This window comes from Winogradskyella sp. A2 (assembly GCF_046762865.1).
In the GTDB taxonomy this organism is placed as follows: Bacteria; Bacteroidota; Bacteroidia; order Flavobacteriales; family Flavobacteriaceae; genus Winogradskyella.
Genome location: NZ_JBKQXM010000002.1, coordinates 163,859 through 183,268, shown reverse-complemented (window position 1 = coordinate 183,268; position 19,410 = coordinate 163,859). Strand labels below are relative to the sequence as shown.

The 19,410-nt window shown below is 33.4% G+C and carries 21 protein-coding genes; 19 read left to right on the top strand and 2 right to left on the bottom strand.

All coding sequences use genetic code 11. The features are described 5' to 3' along the window. The first annotated feature begins 19 nt into the window (after positions 1–19). Positions 20–937 carry a DUF6427 family protein gene (locus ACFWV9_RS03970; RefSeq protein WP_411893943.1) on the top strand — a complete coding sequence of 306 codons (918 nt, stop codon included), beginning with the start codon at positions 20–22 and terminating at the stop codon, positions 935–937. On the opposite strand, the gene upp is transcribed toward ACFWV9_RS03970, so the two are convergent. Next, a complete protein-coding gene (gene upp, locus ACFWV9_RS03965) occupies positions 926–1,585 on the bottom strand; it encodes a uracil phosphoribosyltransferase (RefSeq protein WP_411893942.1) in 660 nt (219 codons plus the stop codon). The two genes, ACFWV9_RS03970 and upp, sit on opposite strands and share 12 nt — an antisense overlap. A 71-nt stretch (positions 1,586–1,656) precedes the next feature. Between upp and ACFWV9_RS03960 the strand changes: the two genes are divergently transcribed. Both ACFWV9_RS03960 and ACFWV9_RS03955 read left to right on the top strand, forming a co-directional pair. Then, on the top strand, positions 1,657–2,265 hold the full coding sequence (locus ACFWV9_RS03960; RefSeq protein WP_411893941.1) for a DUF4254 domain-containing protein: 609 nt from the start codon (positions 1,657–1,659) through the stop codon (positions 2,263–2,265). A 32-nt stretch (positions 2,266–2,297) separates the two neighbouring features. Further along, the gene (locus tag ACFWV9_RS03955) at positions 2,298–3,320 is read left to right on the top strand and encodes a glycosyltransferase family 9 protein (protein ID WP_411893940.1); all 1,023 of its coding nucleotides are present in this window, start codon (positions 2,298–2,300) and stop codon (positions 3,318–3,320) included. Here the strand turns inward: ACFWV9_RS03955 and ACFWV9_RS03950 are convergent, their stop codons facing one another. Continuing rightward, a complete protein-coding gene (locus tag ACFWV9_RS03950) occupies positions 3,321–4,379 on the bottom strand; it encodes a 2Fe-2S iron-sulfur cluster-binding protein (RefSeq protein ID WP_411893939.1) in 1,059 nt (352 codons plus the stop codon). It lies immediately after the preceding gene. A gap of 105 nt (positions 4,380–4,484) precedes the next feature. On the opposite strand from ACFWV9_RS03950, the gene ACFWV9_RS03945 reads away from it, so the two are divergent. From ACFWV9_RS03945 to ACFWV9_RS03870, 16 genes are all read left to right on the top strand, one after another. Further along, positions 4,485–5,963: a DUF5687 family protein gene (locus tag ACFWV9_RS03945; RefSeq protein ID WP_411893938.1), complete on the top strand. Its 1,479-nt coding sequence runs from the start codon at positions 4,485–4,487 to the stop codon at positions 5,961–5,963. A 14-nt stretch (positions 5,964–5,977) separates the two neighbouring features. Continuing rightward, positions 5,978–6,700: an ABC transporter ATP-binding protein gene (locus ACFWV9_RS03940; protein WP_411893937.1), complete on the top strand. Its 723-nt coding sequence runs from the start codon at positions 5,978–5,980 to the stop codon at positions 6,698–6,700. Positions 6,701–6,862: 162 nt separating this feature from the next. Further along, a complete protein-coding gene (locus ACFWV9_RS03935) occupies positions 6,863–9,466 on the top strand; it encodes a tetratricopeptide repeat protein (protein WP_411893936.1) in 2,604 nt (867 codons plus the stop codon). Positions 9,467–9,478: 12 nt separating this feature from the next. Beyond that, positions 9,479–9,922 (top strand): bactofilin family protein, encoded by a 444-nt coding sequence (locus ACFWV9_RS03930; RefSeq protein ID WP_411893935.1) that lies wholly within the window; start codon positions 9,479–9,481, stop codon positions 9,920–9,922. After that, positions 9,864–10,115, top strand: coding sequence for an AtpZ/AtpI family protein (locus tag ACFWV9_RS03925; RefSeq protein ID WP_411893934.1), 252 nt, complete (start codon positions 9,864–9,866; stop codon positions 10,113–10,115). The genes ACFWV9_RS03930 and ACFWV9_RS03925 overlap by 59 nt, the downstream gene beginning before the upstream one ends. A 13-nt stretch (positions 10,116–10,128) precedes the next feature. Beyond that, complete coding sequence (locus ACFWV9_RS03920) at positions 10,129–10,524, top strand: hypothetical protein (RefSeq protein ID WP_411893933.1); 396 nt, start codon at positions 10,129–10,131, stop codon at positions 10,522–10,524. A gap of 146 nt (positions 10,525–10,670) precedes the next feature. Then, the gene (atpB, locus tag ACFWV9_RS03915; RefSeq protein WP_411893932.1) at positions 10,671–11,774 is read left to right on the top strand and encodes a F0F1 ATP synthase subunit A; all 1,104 of its coding nucleotides are present in this window, start codon (positions 10,671–10,673) and stop codon (positions 11,772–11,774) included. A gap of 15 nt (positions 11,775–11,789) precedes the next feature. Continuing rightward, positions 11,790–11,999 carry an ATP synthase F0 subunit C gene (atpE, locus tag ACFWV9_RS03910; RefSeq protein WP_181855271.1) on the top strand — a complete coding sequence of 70 codons (210 nt, stop codon included), beginning with the start codon at positions 11,790–11,792 and terminating at the stop codon, positions 11,997–11,999. A 71-nt stretch (positions 12,000–12,070) separates the two neighbouring features. Beyond that, positions 12,071–12,565 carry a F0F1 ATP synthase subunit B gene (locus tag ACFWV9_RS03905; protein ID WP_411893931.1) on the top strand — a complete coding sequence of 165 codons (495 nt, stop codon included), beginning with the start codon at positions 12,071–12,073 and terminating at the stop codon, positions 12,563–12,565. A gap of 5 nt (positions 12,566–12,570) precedes the next feature. Continuing rightward, positions 12,571–13,107 (top strand): ATP synthase F1 subunit delta, encoded by a 537-nt coding sequence (atpH, locus tag ACFWV9_RS03900; RefSeq protein ID WP_411893930.1) that lies wholly within the window; start codon positions 12,571–12,573, stop codon positions 13,105–13,107. Positions 13,108–13,134: 27 nt separating this feature from the next. Beyond that, positions 13,135–14,715: a F0F1 ATP synthase subunit alpha gene (gene atpA / locus ACFWV9_RS03895; protein ID WP_411893929.1), complete on the top strand. Its 1,581-nt coding sequence runs from the start codon at positions 13,135–13,137 to the stop codon at positions 14,713–14,715. Positions 14,716–14,768: 53 nt separating this feature from the next. Continuing rightward, positions 14,769–15,629, top strand: a complete 861-nt coding sequence (atpG, locus tag ACFWV9_RS03890) for an ATP synthase F1 subunit gamma (RefSeq protein ID WP_411893928.1) — start codon at positions 14,769–14,771, stop codon at positions 15,627–15,629. 173 nt (positions 15,630–15,802) lie between these two features. After that, positions 15,803–16,330 carry a hypothetical protein gene (locus ACFWV9_RS03885; RefSeq protein ID WP_411893927.1) on the top strand — a complete coding sequence of 176 codons (528 nt, stop codon included), beginning with the start codon at positions 15,803–15,805 and terminating at the stop codon, positions 16,328–16,330. Between the two features lie 114 nt (positions 16,331–16,444). Continuing rightward, complete coding sequence (locus tag ACFWV9_RS03880; RefSeq protein WP_411893926.1) at positions 16,445–17,905, top strand: oligosaccharide flippase family protein; 1,461 nt, start codon at positions 16,445–16,447, stop codon at positions 17,903–17,905. 4 nt (positions 17,906–17,909) lie between these two features. Then, a complete protein-coding gene (gene dut / locus ACFWV9_RS03875; RefSeq protein ID WP_411893925.1) occupies positions 17,910–18,344 on the top strand; it encodes a dUTP diphosphatase in 435 nt (144 codons plus the stop codon). A gap of 21 nt (positions 18,345–18,365) precedes the next feature. Beyond that, positions 18,366–19,385: a sugar phosphate nucleotidyltransferase gene (locus tag ACFWV9_RS03870; protein ID WP_411893924.1), complete on the top strand. Its 1,020-nt coding sequence runs from the start codon at positions 18,366–18,368 to the stop codon at positions 19,383–19,385. Positions 19,386–19,410 lie beyond the last annotated feature (25 nt).

Sequence of the window (19,410 nt, the reverse complement as noted above, 5' to 3'; positions counted from 1 at the left end):
AAAAATACAAAAAGAGTTAATGATTACAAGAGTTTTTAATAAATCTAAGCCTATAAATTTTATTATAGTGCTGGCATTTGTACTAACCGTTTTTGTAATAACAAATTTTAATACAATATTTATTGATATAGAAGGTGTCTTGTTTACACTCTCTAAGCTAATACTCATAGTGTTTCTTGTTTTTTTGGTAGATTTCATTGTTTCAAAAAACAATCTTACTCAAGGCAATAGTTATGCAATAATGACATTTGGAATTTTACTAGCCATATTCCCTCAGGTTTGGAATAATATTGATGTTTTACTCTCCAATCTTTTCATTGTTTTTGCATTGAGAAGAATAATTAGCTTAAGCTCTATGAAAAACATTAAGAAGAAGTTGTATGATGCTTCGTTCTGGATAGCGCTTGCAACACTCTTTTATTTTTGGTCAATTCTTTTTTTTGCAATAGTAATCGTGGCACTTATTTATTATTCTCAAAACGACATAAAGAATATAATCATACCTATTGTGGGCATAGCTACTGTGGCGGTATTTTTATTGGTTTATAATATTTTGTCCTACGATGTTTATATCAGGCCTTCAAATTTTGAAAGATATGCGAGTTTAGATTATACGGCCTATAATAGTATTGAATTTATCACAAAGCTAACTGTACTATTTTCTTCCTTTGTTTGGACTCTCGTTTTCTTTTTTAGATCCTTACCTGAAAAAAACAAAAAAATGAGACCATCCTTTTTTATTGTTGCTTGGGCTTCTATAATAGCAATTTTAATAGCAATTATCTCACCCTTAAAAAACGGTAGTGAGTTTATATTCTTTCTATCACCATTTTCAATTATTTTGGGTAATTATATTGAGGCCATTTCAGAACACTGGTTTAAAGAGATATTTGTAGGTATTTTAATTATTACAGCTTTAATTGGGCTATTTCTGTAGTTTACTACCAAAGGCTAAATCTCCCGCATCACCTAAACCAGGTATGATATACCCTTGATTATTTAGCTCATCATCTATGTTGGCAATCCATAGATGAATATTATCACCTACCTTTTCATTAATATAGTCTACTCCTTGTTGAGCACCAATTACACTTATTAAATGAATTTCCTTAGGTGTTCCGAATGGTTTAAGGGCTTCTAAAGTTGCATAAATTGATTGGCCTGAAGCGATCATGGGATCTGCTAATAAAAGTGTTTTTCCTTCTAAATCTGGACACGTCAGATATTCAATTATAATGTCAAATTCATTGGTATTGTCAATATGCTTTCTGTAAGCAGAAATAAACGCATTTTCGGCATTATCAAAATAGTTCAATAAACCATTATGCAATGGTAATCCAGCTCTTAAAATTGAGCAAAGCACTATATCATTTGTATACTGCTTTGTGTTTGATGTGCCCAAAGGAGTTTCTGTGTTTTTTTCTGAGAATGACAAGAATTTACTCAATTCGTACCCTAAAATTTCTCCGATACGCTCAATATTCCTCCTAAAACGCATGCTGTCTTTTTGGATGTTTTTATCTCTTATTTCAGACATGAAAGTATCTAACAAGGAAGGCGTTTTAGAGAGGTTATGTATTTGCATTTTATGACTGTTTCGGTAATGGCTAAGTTAATAATTCAAACTATATTTGCATATTCAATATTTATACAGATATGTTTTCAGATAAAGCTAATGCTATTTTTCAAGATGTAATTAAAACTTATAAAGTTTTAAACACTGTAGATCAGCCATTTATTAACAAGTATAATAAAAATGAAGATGTCATTTCACATTTATTATACAGAAAATGTTGGATTGATACCGTACAATGGGCATATGAGGATATAATTAGAGACCCAAATATCGATCCGGTTTCAGCTTTAAAATTAAAACGGAAAATAGATGCTTCTAACCAAGATAGAACTGACACTGTTGAGTACATTGACAGTTACTTCTTGGATAAGTTCAATGATGTTGAGGTTAAGCCCTATGCTAGAATAAATTCTGAGAGCCCGGCTTGGGCAATTGATAGATTGTCAATTTTAGCTTTGAAAATTTATCACATGCATTTAGAGACCATAAGAGAAGATGCTAGTGACGCACATAAAGAAGCTTGTGAAAAGAAATTAAACGTATTGTTAGAACAACGTGTTGATTTGAGTAAAGCTATTAACGACTTGCTTGCAGATATTGCTAATGGAGATAAGTACATGAAAGTTTATAAACAAATGAAAATGTACAATGATGACGAGCTTAACCCTGTGTTAAGAGGGCAGAAATAATATAGCGACAAGTAATCGCATTAAAAGCATATATGCCAGAACCAAAACACATACTCGTCATAAGGTTTTCGGCTATGGGAGATGTGGCAATGACGGTTCCGGTTCTACGAGCACTCTCTGAGCAACACCCACAACTAAAAATCACAGTTTTAACTAGGGCTTTCTTTAAACCGTTGTTTGAAGGTTTAAATAATGTTGAAGTTTATTCTACAGACTTAAAAGGAAATCATAAAGGTTTATTAGGATTATATAAACTAGCTAAAGAATTAAAACACCTAAAAGTTGAAGCTGTTGCAGATTTACACAATGTATTGCGTAGTAAGATTCTTAAATTCTTTTTCATAGGTACGAAAGTTGTTCAAGTAGATAAGGGTAGAGCAGAAAAAAAAGCTTTAGTCACAGGTAAAGAATTTAAGCAACTTAAAAAGACTCATCAACGCTATGCTGATGTTTTTGAAAAATTAGGCTACACAATAGATTTATCTCAGCCAAAGTTTCCTTTTAAACCGCAATTTTCAAAAGAAATTACCAAACTAATTAAGAAAGATTACCCTTTAATTGGTATAGCACCATTTGCTGCTCATAAGGGAAAGATGTATCCTTTAGATAAGATGGAAAAAGTCATTCAGCATTTATCTAAGGACAATCAAGTTTTTCTTTTCGGTGGGGGAGAAAATGAAATAATAATATTAGAGGACTTATCTAAAAAATACGAAAATGTTATTTCTATTGCAGGAAAATTATCACTTGAAGAGGAATTAAATCTCATTTCAAATTTGGATACAATGCTCTCAATGGATTCAGGTAATGGGCATTTGGCCGCAATGTTTGGAATTAAGGTTTTAACGATTTGGGGAGTTACACACCCCTTTGCAGGTTTTACACCTTTTAATCAGCCAGACTCGAATATGTTATTGGCCGATAGAGAAAAGTATCCCTTGATACCAACTTCGGTTTATGGTAATACATATCCTGAGAATTATGAGGATTGTGCCGGCAGTATAACAGTTGAAAAAATTCTTGAAAAAGTAGAATCTACTATTTTCAAAAGTTAATTAAACATCGTCATAATCAACAATGACGGAATCAGAAGTTGGATGCGCCTGACACGTTAAGACTAATCCCTCTGCAACCTCACTATCAGTTAAAATATTGTTCTGCCTCATTTCTGTTTGGCCCTCTGTAATTCTCGCAATACAACTACTGCAAATACCACCTTGGCACGAGTATGGTGCATCAATATCCTTTTTTAATGTAGCTTCAAGAATTGTTTGTTTTTTGGACATTTCAAACTCAAACTCTTCTTCATCAACAATAACCTTTATCATAGAACTAACGCCTGAAATAGAAATATCTGACTTACTATTTGACTCTATTGGTGCAGTAAATAATTCAAATAATATGTTTTTTTCTTTAATGCTATTTTCAAGTAATACATCTTTAACAGTATGAATCATCTGTTCAGGACCACATAAATAGAACTTCTCAACAGTTACGTCTTTGTACTTGTTTTTTACGATAAGGTTAACCGTACTTTTTTCAATACGACCAAAAAGCGCATCTTCTTCTTGTGACTGACTGTAAATAAAATGAATATGAAAGCGATTACCATATCTCTCTTTAAGTTGAAGCAAGTCTTGGGTAAACATGGCATCATTTAAAGACTTGTTGCCATAAACTAAAATAAAATTACTGAAAGGCTCATCTTCCAAAAGCGTTTTTGCAATACTCAAAATAGGCGTAATTCCACTTCCAGCGGCAAAAGCTGCAATTGTTCTAGTCTTAGCTTCATTGGCCTCGAATACAAAACGACCATTTGGTGTGGCCACGTCAATTACATCTCCTACTTTTAAGCTATTATTGGCGTAAATAGAAAACGTACCATCCTCAACGGCCTTTACTGCAACAGTGAGATCTCCACTTCCTTTAGAAGAACATATTGAATAATCTCTTCTAATTTCTTCACCGTTAATCTTAGTACGAAGTGTAATATATTGACCAGCCTCAAAAATAAAGATGTCTTTTAAGTCTTCAGGTACTTTGAACGAAATAGCCACGGACTTATCTGTAACTTTATTTACTGATTTTATTTCTAAGGAATGGAATTGTGACATTGCAATAATTTTTTGCAAAAATAATGAAGCCCAACATTAAAGTTATCTTTGTTTGTAACAAATTAACAATTAAGTTTACTAATAGAAAAAACTAACCAAACAGCTATGATTAAGCATTTTATTAATTTAGAGTGGAAACAATATTTTCGCTCATCTTATTGGCAAAAAAACATAGCACTTAACATCTTAATGGTGTTTTTTGCTCTATACTTTATAGCTGTCTTTTTAATTTTAGGATTTGGGCTTCTACCAATCCTTAAGAAAGTTTTTCCAGATCAAGATCCATTTGTTGTTGCCAATGGATTTATTTTTTTCTGGATTATGGCAGACTTACTAATGCGCTTCTTTTTGCAGAAGCTACCTGTCATGAGTGTAAAACCTTTATTAACGCTACCTATCAAAAGATCAACGGTGGTTCATTATGTTTTAGGGAAGTCTGCTTTATCGTTTTTTAACTTCTTGCCATTATTCGCCATAATACCATTTAGTATTATGCTAATTGTTAATGACTACTCTACATCAACAGCTTTAGCATGGATGTTTACAATGATAATTGTAGTGTTAATTGGCAATTTTTTAAACTTTATTATTGAAGCTTTTTCTGCTGATTTAGAATTTTCATTTCTACCATTAATATTTTTTGTTAGCACATTATATGGATTAGATGCTTTTGGAATTGTTTCTATGACATCCCTGTTAGGAGATTCATTTTTGGGCATAGCTAATAACCCTGTTTTAATCTTAGTTCCAATAGCAATCTTAGCCCTTTGTTATGCCTTCAATTTTAAATTATTAAGAGACAAATTATTTTTAGACAGCTCTCTAAAATCCAAAGTTACAGAAGTAAAAGTAGCTGATTTATCGTGGACAAAACGCTTTGGTGATATAGCTCCATTCATGCAATTAGATTTAAAACTTATTTGGAGAAACAAAAGAACAAAATCATCGGTTTGGTTAATGGTTATTGGCTTACTTTATGGATTGTTTTTTTACCCACAGCCCATGTATAAAGAAATGGTTTGGCTTTATCCATTTATTGGCATATTTGTTACAGGCATTTTTCTTATCAACTTTGGTCAATTTATACCGGCTTGGGATAGTGGTTACTATAAGATGCTAATGAGTCAAAACATTAAATATGAACAATATTTAAGATCAAAATTTATACTTATGGTTTTAAGTGTTGGGATAATGTTTGTATTGAGCATACCCTACGTATACTTTGGTTGGAAAATTCTTGTCGCCCATTTTGCAGCAGCCATATATAATATAGGCGTGAACTCCCATATAATGCTTTATGGCGGGTCTTTTAACAGAAAAAAAATAGACCTTAATCAAAGAGCTGCATTTAACTATCAAGGGACTGGTGCAGTACAGTGGATTATTGGTTTACCATTAATGTTACTACCCATGATTATTTTCGCCATACTAAATTGGCTAGTTGGTTTTGAAACAGGTATTGCTGTATTAATTTTACTGGGTATAGCAGGTATTGTTTTCCATAAAAAGTTAATGAGGATGATTACACAACGCTACTTAGATTCTAAATATAAAATGATTGACGCTTTCAGTCAAGATAACTAATACACAGATTAACCATGATATATACAAAAGACATTTCAAAAGCATATGACGGCACCACAGTTCTTAAAATTGACGAACTTACGATACCTAAGGGCCAAAGTTTTGGTCTTGTTGGTAATAACGGCGCGGGTAAAACAACCTATTTCAGTTTGTTGCTAGATCTAATTAAACCTACTACTGGCAATATTTCTAATGGAGAGATTATTGTTGATCAGAGTGAAGATTGGAAACCATATACCTCATCTTTTATTGATGAAAGTTTTTTAATAGGCTATTTAACCCCAGAAGAGTACTTCTATTTTATTGGTGACCTAAGAGGTCAGAATAAGGCAGATATTGATACTTTAACATCAAAATTTGAAGATTTCTTTAATGGAGAAATAATAGGAAAGAAGAAGTACCTAAGAGATTTAAGTAAGGGTAATCAAAAAAAGGCAGGTATAGTTGCCGCTTTAATAGGAAATCCTGAAGTTATAATATTAGACGAACCATTTGCCAATTTAGATCCTACAACACAAATACGGTTAAAGCAAATTCTTAAGGATTTAGCTGAAAAGCAGGGTGTAACTGTTTTAATATCTAGTCATGACCTTATGCACGTTACAGATGTGTGTGAACGTATTGTTGTGTTAGAGAAAGGAGAAGTTATAAAAGACTTGGAAACTAATCCAGAGACATTAAAAGAACTTGAAGTACACTTTGCCGGAAACCTAGAGATGTCTCAAGAAGAGGAATAAAATTCGCTTAATATTATTTTGGTGAGTTTTATATCTCCTTCTGTTATGCATGCTCGAAAAACCTTCAAATAGGACCATTAATTCAAAAAGATGTTTATTTTTACCACATAGCACACTAAACACCCAAGATTTTAGTTATCTATTAATCAAATAGAATAAACGTTGAAGACCTATTTAAAAATCTTTTTCTCTCTCATTTGTATTGCGATAATTACACAGAGTTGTTCTCGTAAAAAGGATACGTTTATTAACAGAAATTTCCATGCCTTAGGTACAAAATACAATGTATTATATAATGGCAACTTGGCTTTAGATCGAGGTGTTGAGACTGTAAATTATGCCTATTCAGAAAATTTCTGGGAGCTTCTTCCAGTAGAAAGGATGAAGATTGAAGATGACATTTTCCTTCCGGGCCAGACAAAAAATGCAGATTTCGAAAGAGCAGAAGAGAAAGCGATTAAAGCAGTTCAGGTTCATGGCATGAACATAGACGGTAAGGAAAAAAATTATCAAATTGACGAAGCGTACCTTTTGCTCGGAAAAGCTCGATATTACGATCAGCGCTTTGTTCCAGCCCTAGCAGCGTTTAACAATATTCTTAATAAATATCCAACAAGCGATAAGATAAATCAAGTAAAGATTTGGAGAGAAAAGGCAGATATGCGATTGGATAACAACGAAATTGCAATTAAAAAATTGAAACGCTTATTAAGAGAGGAGCAACTTGAGGATCAAGATTTGGCAGATGCTACAGCAACACTTGCACAGGCGTATATTAACACAAAATCTAAAGATAGCGCAATGATTCAGCTCGCTATTGCAGCTGAAAACACCAAGATAAAAAGAGAAAGGGCGCGATTCTTATTCATTAGAGGACAGCTTTATAATGAATTTGGTATAAAGGACAGTGCCAATATGGAGTTCGATAAAATTATTGAAATGCATCGCCAAGTTCCAAGGGCCTTCTATATAAATGCGCATTTAGAGAAATCCAAAAACTTTGACGAACTCAATGGTGATGTAATAGCTTTCCAAGAATATTTGACTGAGTTGGAGGAAAACCGAGAAAATCGTCCTTTTTTAGATAAAATTTACCATAGAATAGCTGAATTTCACCGCAAGAGTATGTCAGATAGTTTAGCAGAGGCGTATTATAATAAGTCGCTCACAAAAACTACGTCAGACCAATACTTAAAGGCATTGAATTATGAAACTCTAGGCAACATGTATTTTGATCGTAATAGCTATAAAACAGCTGGCGCATATTACGATAGTACATTGACGGCAATGGAGCCAAAGACTAAAGAATATAGAATCTTAAAGCGCAAAAGGGAAAATTTGGATGATGTTATTTATTACGAAGGTATTTCGGAAGCCAATGATAGTATTTTAAACATTATAAGTTTGTCAAAGGAAGACCAAATTGCCTTTTATGCAGAATATATAGAAATACTAAAGGCTAAAGCTGAGGAGGAAGAGAAATTACAAAAAGAGCAATCACAAAGGCAATCTAATGTTAGTAACAACACTCAAGTTGCTAATAACAACCCAAACAAGAGACCTGGTTCAAATATGAATCCAGGTGCCTTACCAGGAAATTTCGGAAATAATGCGAGTAGTTTTTATTTCTATAATCCAACAACGGTTGCCTATGGAAAAAATGAATTTTTAAACCTATGGGGAGATAGACAATTACAAGATAATTGGAGATTATCAGACCAGCGTAGAAAAATTGAAAACACTGAAAAAGATGAAGTTGTTGCATCTGAAGGTACCGAAGAGGAGTTATCTCCAGATTTTTATATTGCTCAATTACCTACGCAACAAATAGAAATAGATAGTATAGCGAAAGAAAGAAATTACGCGTATTATCAATTGGGTGTTATTTACAAAGAAAAATTTAAAGAACTTGGCTTGGCAAAGTCTCGGTATGAGACCTTATTGAAGAACAATCCTGAAGAACGCTTAATATTACCTTCAAAATACAATCTGTTTCGCATCTATGAAGAACTTGGATTAAATCGCAAGGCTGAAACTATGAAGGCAGATATTGTAGAAAACTATCCAGACTCAAGATATACGGAAATTATATTGAATCCCCAGTCTCAATTAGCAAAAGACGAAAACAGTCCTGAAGCAATTTATACGAATTTGTATAAAAGATTCAATGAGCAAAGTTACGCCGAGGTAATTACCGCTGCAGATGAAAATATAAAAAAGTTTGAAGGTGATAACATTGTTCCAAAATTTGAAATACTTAAGGCGTCGGCTACAGGAAGGCTTAATGGTTTTGAAGCATATAAAGAAGCAATCAACTTTATAGCTTTGACTTATGCTAATACTGAAGAAGGTAAAAAGGCTCAAGAAATTATGGATAATGCCATACCTGTTTTAGCAAAAAAAGAATTTGTTGCAGATGATGTTGCTAAAAACTTTAATGTCATTTATCAATTTAATATAGATTCTGGTGAAGATGTAGATGCTTTTATAAAGTTATTGAACGAGGAAGTTGCCAAGGTGAAATACTTTGATTTAACAACCTCTAGGGATGTATACGATGAAAACACTACATTTGTAGTAGTGCATGGCTTAAAAAGTATTTCTGGCGCACGAGGCTTTGCCGAATTACTTAAGACAGAAGAAAAGGATAAAAGAGGCAGACCTATCCCTCCAAAAATTACCAGACCGTTCTTTTCTATTTCTTCTCCAAACTATGCTATTGTTCAACGACACAAAAATTTAAACACTTATTTAGAACAACAATAAACACAGACAATTATGTTTTCTCCAGAAACTAAGAAATCTAAAAAGCATATACCTATGGAAACAAATACACAACAAAATATTATAGCACATGGGACCAAAATTGTAGGAGATATTACAAGTCAGGGTCCTTTTAGAATTGATGGTACAGTAGATGGCAACGTGAAAACTTCCGGAAAAGTTGTTGTTGGAAAGTCAGGATATGTAAAAGGTACATTGCAAGGCGAAAATGCTGATTTCGAAGGCAAATTTTCTGGCAAACTTATATTATCAGGTACCTTATCATTAAAATCTACAGCTCATATTGAAGGAGAAGTGCATACAGGTAAGCTTGCTGTAGAACCAGGAGCAACATTTAATGCAACATGTAGCATGAAAGGCACAGTTAAAGCGTTATCAAATGAGCCAATCAAACCAAAACAAACACAAACAACCCAAAGACCAGAAAGACAAGCTTAATACTTACGCTCGATTATCTGGCTTAGTCATACAAATGATGGCAATAATTGGCGTCGGAACTTTTGCAGGTATTAAGCTAGATGAAGCTTATCCCAATGAAAAAGACCTTTATACTTTAGGTCTAACTTTAGCAGGAGTTATTTTGTCTATTGTTTATGTAATAAGGCGTATTATTGCATCCTCAAACAAATAACCATTAAATTATTATGGGACAATTTAAAAAAAGGCAGATAGTGTTTTTGCTTCAATTAATTGGTGTAACTGCGGTTCTGTTTGCAATGCATAGTTATTTAGTTTACCATTTCGCAAAGGATATCACCTTCTTTTTCCCGGTTTGGCAGATCTATGCATTCCATGTGTTTATTACACTCATACTATATTCTGTAATTAATTATAGATTTTCAACTGGTAAAAAGGATGTTTTTAATTTGTTTATGGTTATGACTTTTCTAAAAATGTTCTTGGCAATCCTATTTTTGCTGCCGTTATTACTTTCAGAATTTGAAAACAAACAACCTGATGTTTTCAACTTTTTTATACCATACTTTTTATATCTGTTCTTTGAAGTTTTCGCTTTGACGAGATTCTTGCAAAAGTCTTAATTTTTCTTTTTTCAGACTTAAGACAAACCCTTAGGTTTTATTGATAAAAAACTTTAGAAATTAAGGCTAAAATAATGTTTGTCAATTCATATAATGTGTGTACATTTGCAGCGAATTTAAAACAAGGTATTTTAAAGCCGTAGAGAATGACATTAAGCACCTTTAAACGTTTAGCACTAACCATCCTATTTTTATCAGTGAGTTTAGTTGGTTTTGCTAACGACTCTAAAGAAGGAGGAGACGACGAAAAATTCGACCCAAAAGAAATGATTTTGCATCACGTAAAGGATGCATACGGAATGCACATAGCAACCCTTAATCAGGGCGAAGAGAACGAATCCCACATTACAATCCCACTTCCTGTTATAGTATACACAGACAAAGGTTTAACAACATTTTCATCATCTGCGTTTCACCATGATTATCATGGTCACGAGATTGTAGAAAGAAATGGACAGCGTTTCGCAAATGTTCATGAGAAGGTTTATGTATTGGATGAAGGCGCTTCAGAAGTTTCTTTTGATGCAGAGGGTCACCCAACGAATGCTCATAGACCAAAATTTGATTTATCAATTACCAGAAACGTGTTTATGATGTGGGTGTCAATTGCAGTTTTATTATTGATTTTCCTTTCAGCAGCTCGCAGATATAAAAAATCTGTTGATTATGTGCCATCTGGTATTGCAAGTTTTGTTGAACCGTTAATAGTTTTTGTTAGAGACGAAATAGCAAAACCTATGATTGGTGAACATAAGTACAAAAAATACATGCCATATTTATTAACCATATTTTTCTTTATATGGATCAATAATATTTTTGGGTTGATTCCGATTCTAAACGGTGCTAATGTAAGTGGTAACATTGCCTTTACATTTACTTTGGCAGCTATCACTTTTATAATTACAACATTTAGTGGTAATAAGCATTATTGGCAACACATTTTCTGGATGCCAGGCGTGCCTGTACCAATGAAAATATTTTTAATGCCTATAGAGATTATTGGAATGTTTGTTAAACCAATATCTCTTATGATTCGTTTATTTGCAAACATTACTGCAGGTCACGTTATTATTTTGGCATTAATGTCTTTAATCTTTGTGTTTAAGACTGAAGCTATGGCACCTGTGTCTGTGGTTTTCTCATTATTTATAACGGTTATTGAAATTGTTGTTACAGCAATACAAGCATATATATTTACAATTTTGTCAGCCTTATATTTTGGTATGGCAACTGAAGAAGCACATCATTAATTTAAATTTTATATTATGACTATTACAGGAATTGCAGCTATTGGAGCTGGATTAGCAGCTATTGGAGCTGGTATGGGTATCGGAAGAATTGGTGGGTCAGCTATGGAAGCTATGGCACGTCAACCTGAGATGCACGGAAAGATTCAAACATCTGCATTAATTTTAGCAGCCTTCGTGGAAGCGGTAGCACTATTTGGTGTTGTTGTTGCTTTCTTACAAGGGTAAAAAGTAAAATACAGAAGTAACGGTTGGTTGCTTCTGTATTTTTAAAATTTAAGTTATTTAAATAGAATACAATGGATTTAATTACACCAGAATTTGGACTTGTTTTTTGGACTTTAATAACATTTTTAGTCCTACTATTTATATTAAGAAAGTTTGCTTGGAATCCAATTTTAGGCGCAGTAAGTGAAAGAGAAGAAGGCATTAAAGATGCTTTAGCTTCTGCTGAAAAAGCGCGTCAAGAAATGGAAAATCTTCAAGCAGATAATGAACGTATTTTACAAGAAGCACGTGCTGAACGTGAAGCTATGCTTAAAGATGCACGTGAGATGAAAGCAAAATTGATTGCTGATGCTAAGGATGAGGCTCAATCACAAGCAAGTAAAATGATAGAGCAAGCACAAGTTGCAATTGAAAGTGAAAAGAAAGCAGCTATGGCAGAATTAAAAAACCATGTTGCAGGTTTATCTATTGAAATTGCAGAAAAAGTAGTACGTGAAGAATTATCTAACAAAGACAAGCAGTTAAAATTGGTTGAGGGAATGTTAGGTGAAGCAACTTTAAATTAAGATAAATGGCAGGATCAAGAGCAGCAATTAGATACGCAAAAGCAGTATTAAGCTTAGCAAAAGATCAAAAATCTACTGAAGTAGTTAATAGTGATATGAAATTAATCACAAATACACTTGCTCAGAGTGAAGATTTAAGTCAAATGCTTCAAAGTCCTATTGTAAGATCTTCAGATAAAAAAGCGGTATTAACATCAGTATTTAAAAATACTAATGTTGCGACAACTAATCTAATAGATACTTTAATCTCTAATAAACGACTGGCGCTTTTAAATGATGTAGCGGTTAGTTATACTGAGTTATATGACCATTTAAGAGGAACGCAAGTAGCAACGGTTACTACAGCAGTACCTTTAACAGATGATTTAAAAACTAAGGTGTTAGTTAAAGTCAAAGAACTTACAGGTAAAGAAGCTGAAGTAGAAAATATTATAGATGAAAGCATTTTAGGTGGTTTCATCTTAAGAGTGGGTGATATACAGTATAATGCTAGTATTTCAAACAAACTCGATAAATTAAAAAGAGAATTTACATTAAATTAAGATAATATCTATCTAATATAAATAAAGATGGCAGAAGTAAAACCAGCTGAAATATCAGCAATCTTAAAACAACAACTTTCAGGTTTTGAAGCAGGTGCTTCATTGGATGAAGTAGGAACAGTATTAACTGTAGGTGATGGTATCGTTCGCGCTTACGGATTAGCTAATGCGCAATATGGTGAATTAGTAGAATTCGAAGGTGGTTTAGAAGGAATTGTACTTAACCTTGAGGAAGATAACGTAGGTATTGTACTATTAGGTGCTTCAGTAGGAGTAAAAGAAGGATCCATAGTAAAACGTACTGAGCGTATCGCATCTGTAAAAGTAGGTGAAGGTATCGTTGGGCGTGTTGTTGATACTTTAGGGAACCCAATTGATGGTAAAGGACCAATTACAGGAGAAACTTATGAGATGCCTGTAGAGCGTAAAGCACCAGGTGTTATTTATAGAGAGCCTGTAACAGAACCATTACAAACTGGTATTAAAGCGATTGACGCAATGATTCCTATAGGTAGAGGTCAGCGCGAGTTGGTAATTGGTGACCGTCAAACAGGTAAAACAACAGTTTGTATTGATACAATATTGAATCAAAAAGAATTTTACGATGCAGGTGAGCCTGTATATTGTATATATGTTGCTATTGGACAAAAGGCTTCAACAGTTGCAAATATTGCAAAAACTTTAGAAGAAAGAGGGGCTTTAGCTTATACCACAATAGTGGCGGCTAACGCATCAGATCCTGCTGCGATGCAAGTATACGCACCAATGACAGGAGCTTCTATCGGAGAATACTTTAGAGATTCTGGTCGTCCAGCATTAATCATCTATGATGATTTATCTAAGCAAGCCGTTGCATACCGTGAGGTATCTTTATTATTACGCCGTCCTCCAGGACGTGAAGCGTATCCTGGTGATGTATTCTATTTACATTCGCGTTTATTAGAGCGTTCTGCAAAAATTATCAATGATGATTCTATCGCTAAAGAAATGAATGATTTACCTGAGCCCCTTAGACCAATGGTTAAAGGTGGAGGGTCATTAACAGCTTTACCAATTATTGAAACCCAAGCAGGTGACGTTTCTGCTTATATCCCAACTAACGTAATTTCTATTACAGATGGGCAGATATTCTTAGACGGTGATTTATTTAATTCTGGTGTTCGTCCCGCGATTAACGTAGGTATTTCTGTATCTCGTGTTGGTGGTAATGCACAGATTAAATCAATGAAAAAAGTAGCAGGTACACTTAAATTAGACCAAGCTCAATATCGTGAACTAGAGGCATTTGCTAAGTTCGGATCTGATTTAGATGCATCTACCTTAAATGTAATTGAGAAAGGTAAACGTAACGTTGAAATATTAAAACAAGCACAAAATGATCCTTTTACTGTTGAAGATCAAATTGCTATAATTTATGCAGGTTCAAAAAACTTATTGAGAAATGTACCTGTAGAAAAAGTAAAAGAGTTTCAACGTGATTATATTGAGTTTTTAAATGCTAAGCATAGAGGGGTTTTAGATACACTTAAAGCTGGTAAATTAACCGAAGAGGTTATTGATACATTAACTAGTGTAGCAAAAGACCTTACTGGAAAATACAAAGCTTAAAAATTAAACTAATGTCACTCTCAGAGTAATCTAGAGTCTTTATACATTAAAGAATGGCAAACTTAAAAGAAATACGTAACAGAATATCATCGGTGTCTTCAACTATGCAGATTACCAGTGCTATGAAAATGGTATCTGCTGCTAAGTTAAAGAAGGCACAAGATGCCATTACTGCAATGCGTCCTTACTCTAATAAGTTAACTGAGTTATTACAAAGCTTAAGCGCAACTTTAGATGCAGATTCAGGTAGTAAATACGCTACTCAGAGGGAAGTAAAAAATGTTTTAATTGTTGCGATTACTTCTAATAGAGGATTATGTGGTGCATTTAATTCTAACATCATTAAGCAAACTAACACATTAATTAATGATGTTTACGGTGATAAGAATGTATCAGTTTTAGCTATAGGCAAAAAATCTAATGATGCTTTTACTAAGCAAAATAGAGTGATTGATAATAAAAGTGAAGTTTTTGACGACTTAACTTTTGACAATGTTGCTGAAATTGCTGACATGATAATGGATAAGTTTGTTCAAGCTGAATTCGATAAAGTAGAATTGGTTTATAACAGATTTAAAAACGCAGCAACTCAAATCATTATGACAGAACAATTTTTACCAATTGTACCTGTGGAAAATGAAGCGAATAATAATTTAGATTACATTTTTGAACCTTCTAAACTAGAAATTGTTGAGACCTTAATCCCTAAGTCTTTAAAGACTCAATTGTTTAAAAGTATTAGAGATTCATTTGCTTCAGAACATGGTGCTCGTATGACGGCTATGCATAAAGCAACAGATAACGCTACAGAGTTAAGAGATCAGCTTAAGTTAACTTATAACAAGGCTCGTCAAGCAGCAATTACTAATGAAATTTTAGAAATTGTTGGAGGCGCTGAGGCATTGAACAATTAATATTGTACTGAAGGAATTCAGTAAATAAAATATATAAAACCCAACTAAAAAGTTGGGTTTTTTTAGTGAAAAAAGTTGAAATATAAAGCCGTTTCATCGATTAAACGCATTAAAAAACGATTAAAAACATATTTTTACATATATTGCTCCTCCAAATCTTATCCTATTATGTAATGAAAAAGCTTATTAAAACAACATTTGCTTTAGGCTTTGTGTTGATGTTTTTACTTTCTTACCAGTGCGCAAGTCCTAAAAAAGCTATAGTTTTTCAAGAGAATACAGAGTTTAAAGTGAATAAGGCATACTTTCAAGAATGGTATGCTGGTATTGATGTAGGCGGTACAGGTGTAAATATTTTTGTTCCCGTTTTAAATAAACCCAAACATATAATTATTGATAGTGTCTTTTTTAGAAATTTAAAAGGAAAATTGACAGAAAGAGGTGGGCGCTACTCTGCTTTGCTTAAAAATAAATCTAAAGCTTATAACTTCAATCCTGGGAACAATCCTTCTCAATATCCATTTACTATAAAAGAGGATGAATGTGTTATTAGTTATATTGAAAATGGAGAAACCAAATACTATAAAGTAAAGCAGCCAAAAGAATTTGCAGGTGCATATTATGAAAATGGCGCGCCGTCAATCTATGTGAGAGAGCGTTCTGCCGGATTGGCTACTTTAGATAATGAAAATGATAATTAACCCAATCAATAACAATGTTAAGAAGCCTTACTAGATTAAGTAAGGCTTTTTTATTTTCGATCACTACAGACCAATTTATATTTAATATTTTTGGGCAACATTATAATAAATTAATTGAGCGCATTCAAATCACTTTTTAAGCAAACATTTATTTATGGTTTGGCAACGGTCTTACCAAGAATGTTGAGCTTTCTTTTGGTGCCGTTATATACAAGTGAGGCTGTATTGTCGAGCCCAGCGGAATATGGAAAGGTTTCGGTTATCTTTTCTTACTTCGTATTATTCAATGTTATTTTAGCTTATGGTATGGAAACTGCTTTTTTTAGATTCTTCAATAAAGAAGATGATAAAGAAAAAGTTATAGGCACATCTACTATTTCTTTAGTTGTATCATCTCTGGCATTCTTCGTTATTGCGTTAATATTTCAGAATCAAATTTCCAGTTACATTGATATTGATGTTAAATATATCAACTTGGTGATTTGGATATTGCTTTTAGATGCTTTGGTAATAATTCCATTTGCGTGGCTAAGAGCAAATGAAAAACCCATGCGATATGCCACTATCAAAATTTTTAATGTTTGTGTAAACATTGGATTAAATTTATTCTTCTTATTAGTACTAAAGAATCTTGCAGAAACAGGAAACTTATTTGAAACGATATATAGGCCTAATTTTGAAATAAGCTACATCTTTATTGCCAACCTTGTTGCAAGTGCATTTACACTGCTATTAATGGCTTCATTTTATTTCAAGTTGAAATATAAATTTGATTCAAGACTTTGGAAACAAATGATGCACTATGCTATTCCAGTTTTAGTTGCAGGAATTGCCTTCTCAATCAATGAAACCTTTGATAGAATCTTGCTCAAAGAACTATTACCAGTAGATGTTGCAGAAAACGATATTGGCATGTACTCAGCCTGCTACAAGTTGGCTTTGTTTATGACACTTTTCGCAACAGCTTACAGGTTAGGAATAGAACCTTATTTTTTTAGTCATGCAAAGACTAAAAACCCACAAAAAAATTATGCAAATATCCTAGAGTTCTTTGTAGCGTTTGGGTCAATTATTTTACTCTCGGTAGTTGTATTTGCGGATATATTAAAACCCTTTATTATTAGGAGTGAAGCTTATTGGGAAGCGATGTGGATCGTTCCAATCATCTTGCTAGCTAATTTCTGTCTAGGTATATATCATAATCTTTCAGTTTGGTACAAGATTACAGATCGTACTAAGTTTGGAGCCTACATCTCTGTAATTGGAGCTGTAATAACTCTTGTTATAAATTTCATGTTTATTGAGACATACAGTTATAAAGCTTCTGCAGTTGCAACACTGATAGCTTACGCAACTATGATGCTATTATCCTATTACTTCGGCAGAAAGTACTACCCAATACCTTACAACCTAAAGAAGATAGGACTATATCTTGTAGTTTCCATCGGGTTGTCAGCATTGTCATTCTATCAATATCGAGGAGAATATCTTATAGGAATTACATTGTTAGTTGTATTTTTGGGACTAGTTATTATGTTGGAAAAGAACCAACTAAAACAAATCTTAAAAAGATAGAATCATGAAAATTAAAATTATAAATAAATCTAGGCACGCTTTACCACATTACGAAACTATTGCTTCAGCAGGTATGGACTTACGTGCCAGTTTAACAGAAGCCAGAACACTTAAACCTTTACAACGCACAATTGTTGGTACAGGCTTGTTTATAGAGCTTCCTATTGGTTTTGAAGCACAAGTAAGACCACGTAGTGGATTAGCTGCCAAAAAAGGTATTACTGTTTTAAACGCTCCTGGCACTATTGATGCTGATTACAGAGGTGAAATAGGTGTTATTTTAGTAAATCTGTCTAACGAGGAATTCATTGTACAAAACGGAGAACGAATAGCTCAATTAGTTATCGGAAAGCATGAACGCATAGAATGGGAACAGGTAGAAATATTAACTGACACTGAAAGAGGTGAAGGTGGTTTTGGAAGTACAGGAACCAAATAAATCAACGAATAAACTTATAAAATGAAAATAATTGTACCAATGGCAGGTCGAGGCTCTCGCCTTAGACCACATAGTTTAACTGTGCCTAAGCCATTAATTCCGGTTGCGGGTCAACCTATAGTGCATCGTTTAGTAAAGGATATTGTTAAGGTCTTAAACCAACCAATCGAAGAAATTGCATTTGTATTAGGCGACCCAGCTTTTTTTGGTGATGATGTAGTAAAAAGCTTAACAGAGTTAGCTGAAGATTTAGGGGCAAAAGCTTCGATTTACAGACAAGATCAGCCTTTGGGTACTGGCCATGCTATTATGAGCGCAAAACCATCATTGTCTGGTCCTGCTGTAATTGCATATGCAGACACCTTGATTAGAGCAGATTTTGAATTAGACCCTTCTGCGGATAGTGTTATATGGACTAAACGTGTTGGTAATCCGGAAGCCTATGGTGTTGTAAAATTGGATAACAATCAAAATATTGTAGAGCTTGTAGAAAAACCAGAATCTTTTGTAAGCGATCAAGCCGTTATTGGGATATATTATTTTAAAGATGTTGCTGTTTTAAAGGAGAAACTTCAAGAAGTATTAGATCAAAATGTGATGAATGGTGGCGAATACCAAATTAATGATGGTATTAAGAGAATGATGGCAGATGGCAGGGTTTTTAAAACAGGCACAGTAGACGAGTGGATGGATTGTGGTAATAAGAATGTAACCTTAGAGACTAACGCAAGAATGTTAGGCTTTCTTAAAGCTGATAACGAAGAGCAATTGGTACACGATTCTGTGGTTCTAGATAATTCTTCAATTAAAGAGCCCTGTTTTATAGGTAAAGGAACCGTTTTACGCAATACAACTGTTGGGCCTAACGTTTCTATTGGGAATAATTGCGTTATTGAAAACAGTAGCGTTAAAAATAGCTTAATTCAAAACCAGACAACTATTATAAACGCTAATTTAGACGAAGCTATGATTGGTAATCACGTAAAGTATAATGGAGACTTTACTAAAATTAGTATTGGTGATTATACTACTATGGAATAAATTTTGAAGTCTATAAATTGAAATT

Excerpts from the sequence above, each read along its gene's own strand:
- ACFWV9_RS03920 (WP_411893933.1), top strand. The coding sequence starts at position 10,129 with ATGGGACAATTTAAAAAAAGGCAGATAGTGTTTTTGCTTCAATTAATT.
- ACFWV9_RS03940 (WP_411893937.1), top strand. The coding sequence starts at position 5,978 with ATGATATATACAAAAGACATTTCAAAAGCATATGACGGCACCACAGTT.
- upp (WP_411893942.1), bottom strand. The coding sequence starts at position 1,585 with ATGCAAATACATAACCTCTCTAAAACGCCTTCCTTGTTAGATACTTTC.
- ACFWV9_RS03885 (WP_411893927.1), top strand. The coding sequence starts at position 15,803 with ATGAAAAAGCTTATTAAAACAACATTTGCTTTAGGCTTTGTGTTGATG.
- ACFWV9_RS03930 (WP_411893935.1), top strand. The coding sequence starts at position 9,479 with ATGTTTTCTCCAGAAACTAAGAAATCTAAAAAGCATATACCTATGGAA.
- atpE (WP_181855271.1), top strand. The coding sequence starts at position 11,790 with ATGACTATTACAGGAATTGCAGCTATTGGAGCTGGATTAGCAGCTATT.
- ACFWV9_RS03950 (WP_411893939.1), bottom strand. The coding sequence starts at position 4,379 with ATGTCACAATTCCATTCCTTAGAAATAAAATCAGTAAATAAAGTTACA.
- atpH (WP_411893930.1), top strand. The coding sequence starts at position 12,571 with ATGGCAGGATCAAGAGCAGCAATTAGATACGCAAAAGCAGTATTAAGC.
- atpB (WP_411893932.1), top strand. The coding sequence starts at position 10,671 with ATGACATTAAGCACCTTTAAACGTTTAGCACTAACCATCCTATTTTTA.
- dut (WP_411893925.1), top strand. The coding sequence starts at position 17,910 with ATGAAAATTAAAATTATAAATAAATCTAGGCACGCTTTACCACATTAC.
- ACFWV9_RS03945 (WP_411893938.1), top strand. The coding sequence starts at position 4,485 with ATGATTAAGCATTTTATTAATTTAGAGTGGAAACAATATTTTCGCTCA.
- ACFWV9_RS03925 (WP_411893934.1), top strand. The coding sequence starts at position 9,864 with ATGAGCCAATCAAACCAAAACAAACACAAACAACCCAAAGACCAGAAA.
- ACFWV9_RS03960 (WP_411893941.1), top strand. The coding sequence starts at position 1,657 with ATGTTTTCAGATAAAGCTAATGCTATTTTTCAAGATGTAATTAAAACT.
- atpA (WP_411893929.1), top strand. The coding sequence starts at position 13,135 with ATGGCAGAAGTAAAACCAGCTGAAATATCAGCAATCTTAAAACAACAA.
- ACFWV9_RS03870 (WP_411893924.1), top strand. The coding sequence starts at position 18,366 with ATGAAAATAATTGTACCAATGGCAGGTCGAGGCTCTCGCCTTAGACCA.
- ACFWV9_RS03970 (WP_411893943.1), top strand. The coding sequence starts at position 20 with ATGATTACAAGAGTTTTTAATAAATCTAAGCCTATAAATTTTATTATA.
- atpG (WP_411893928.1), top strand. The coding sequence starts at position 14,769 with ATGGCAAACTTAAAAGAAATACGTAACAGAATATCATCGGTGTCTTCA.
- ACFWV9_RS03955 (WP_411893940.1), top strand. The coding sequence starts at position 2,298 with ATGCCAGAACCAAAACACATACTCGTCATAAGGTTTTCGGCTATGGGA.
- ACFWV9_RS03905 (WP_411893931.1), top strand. The coding sequence starts at position 12,071 with ATGGATTTAATTACACCAGAATTTGGACTTGTTTTTTGGACTTTAATA.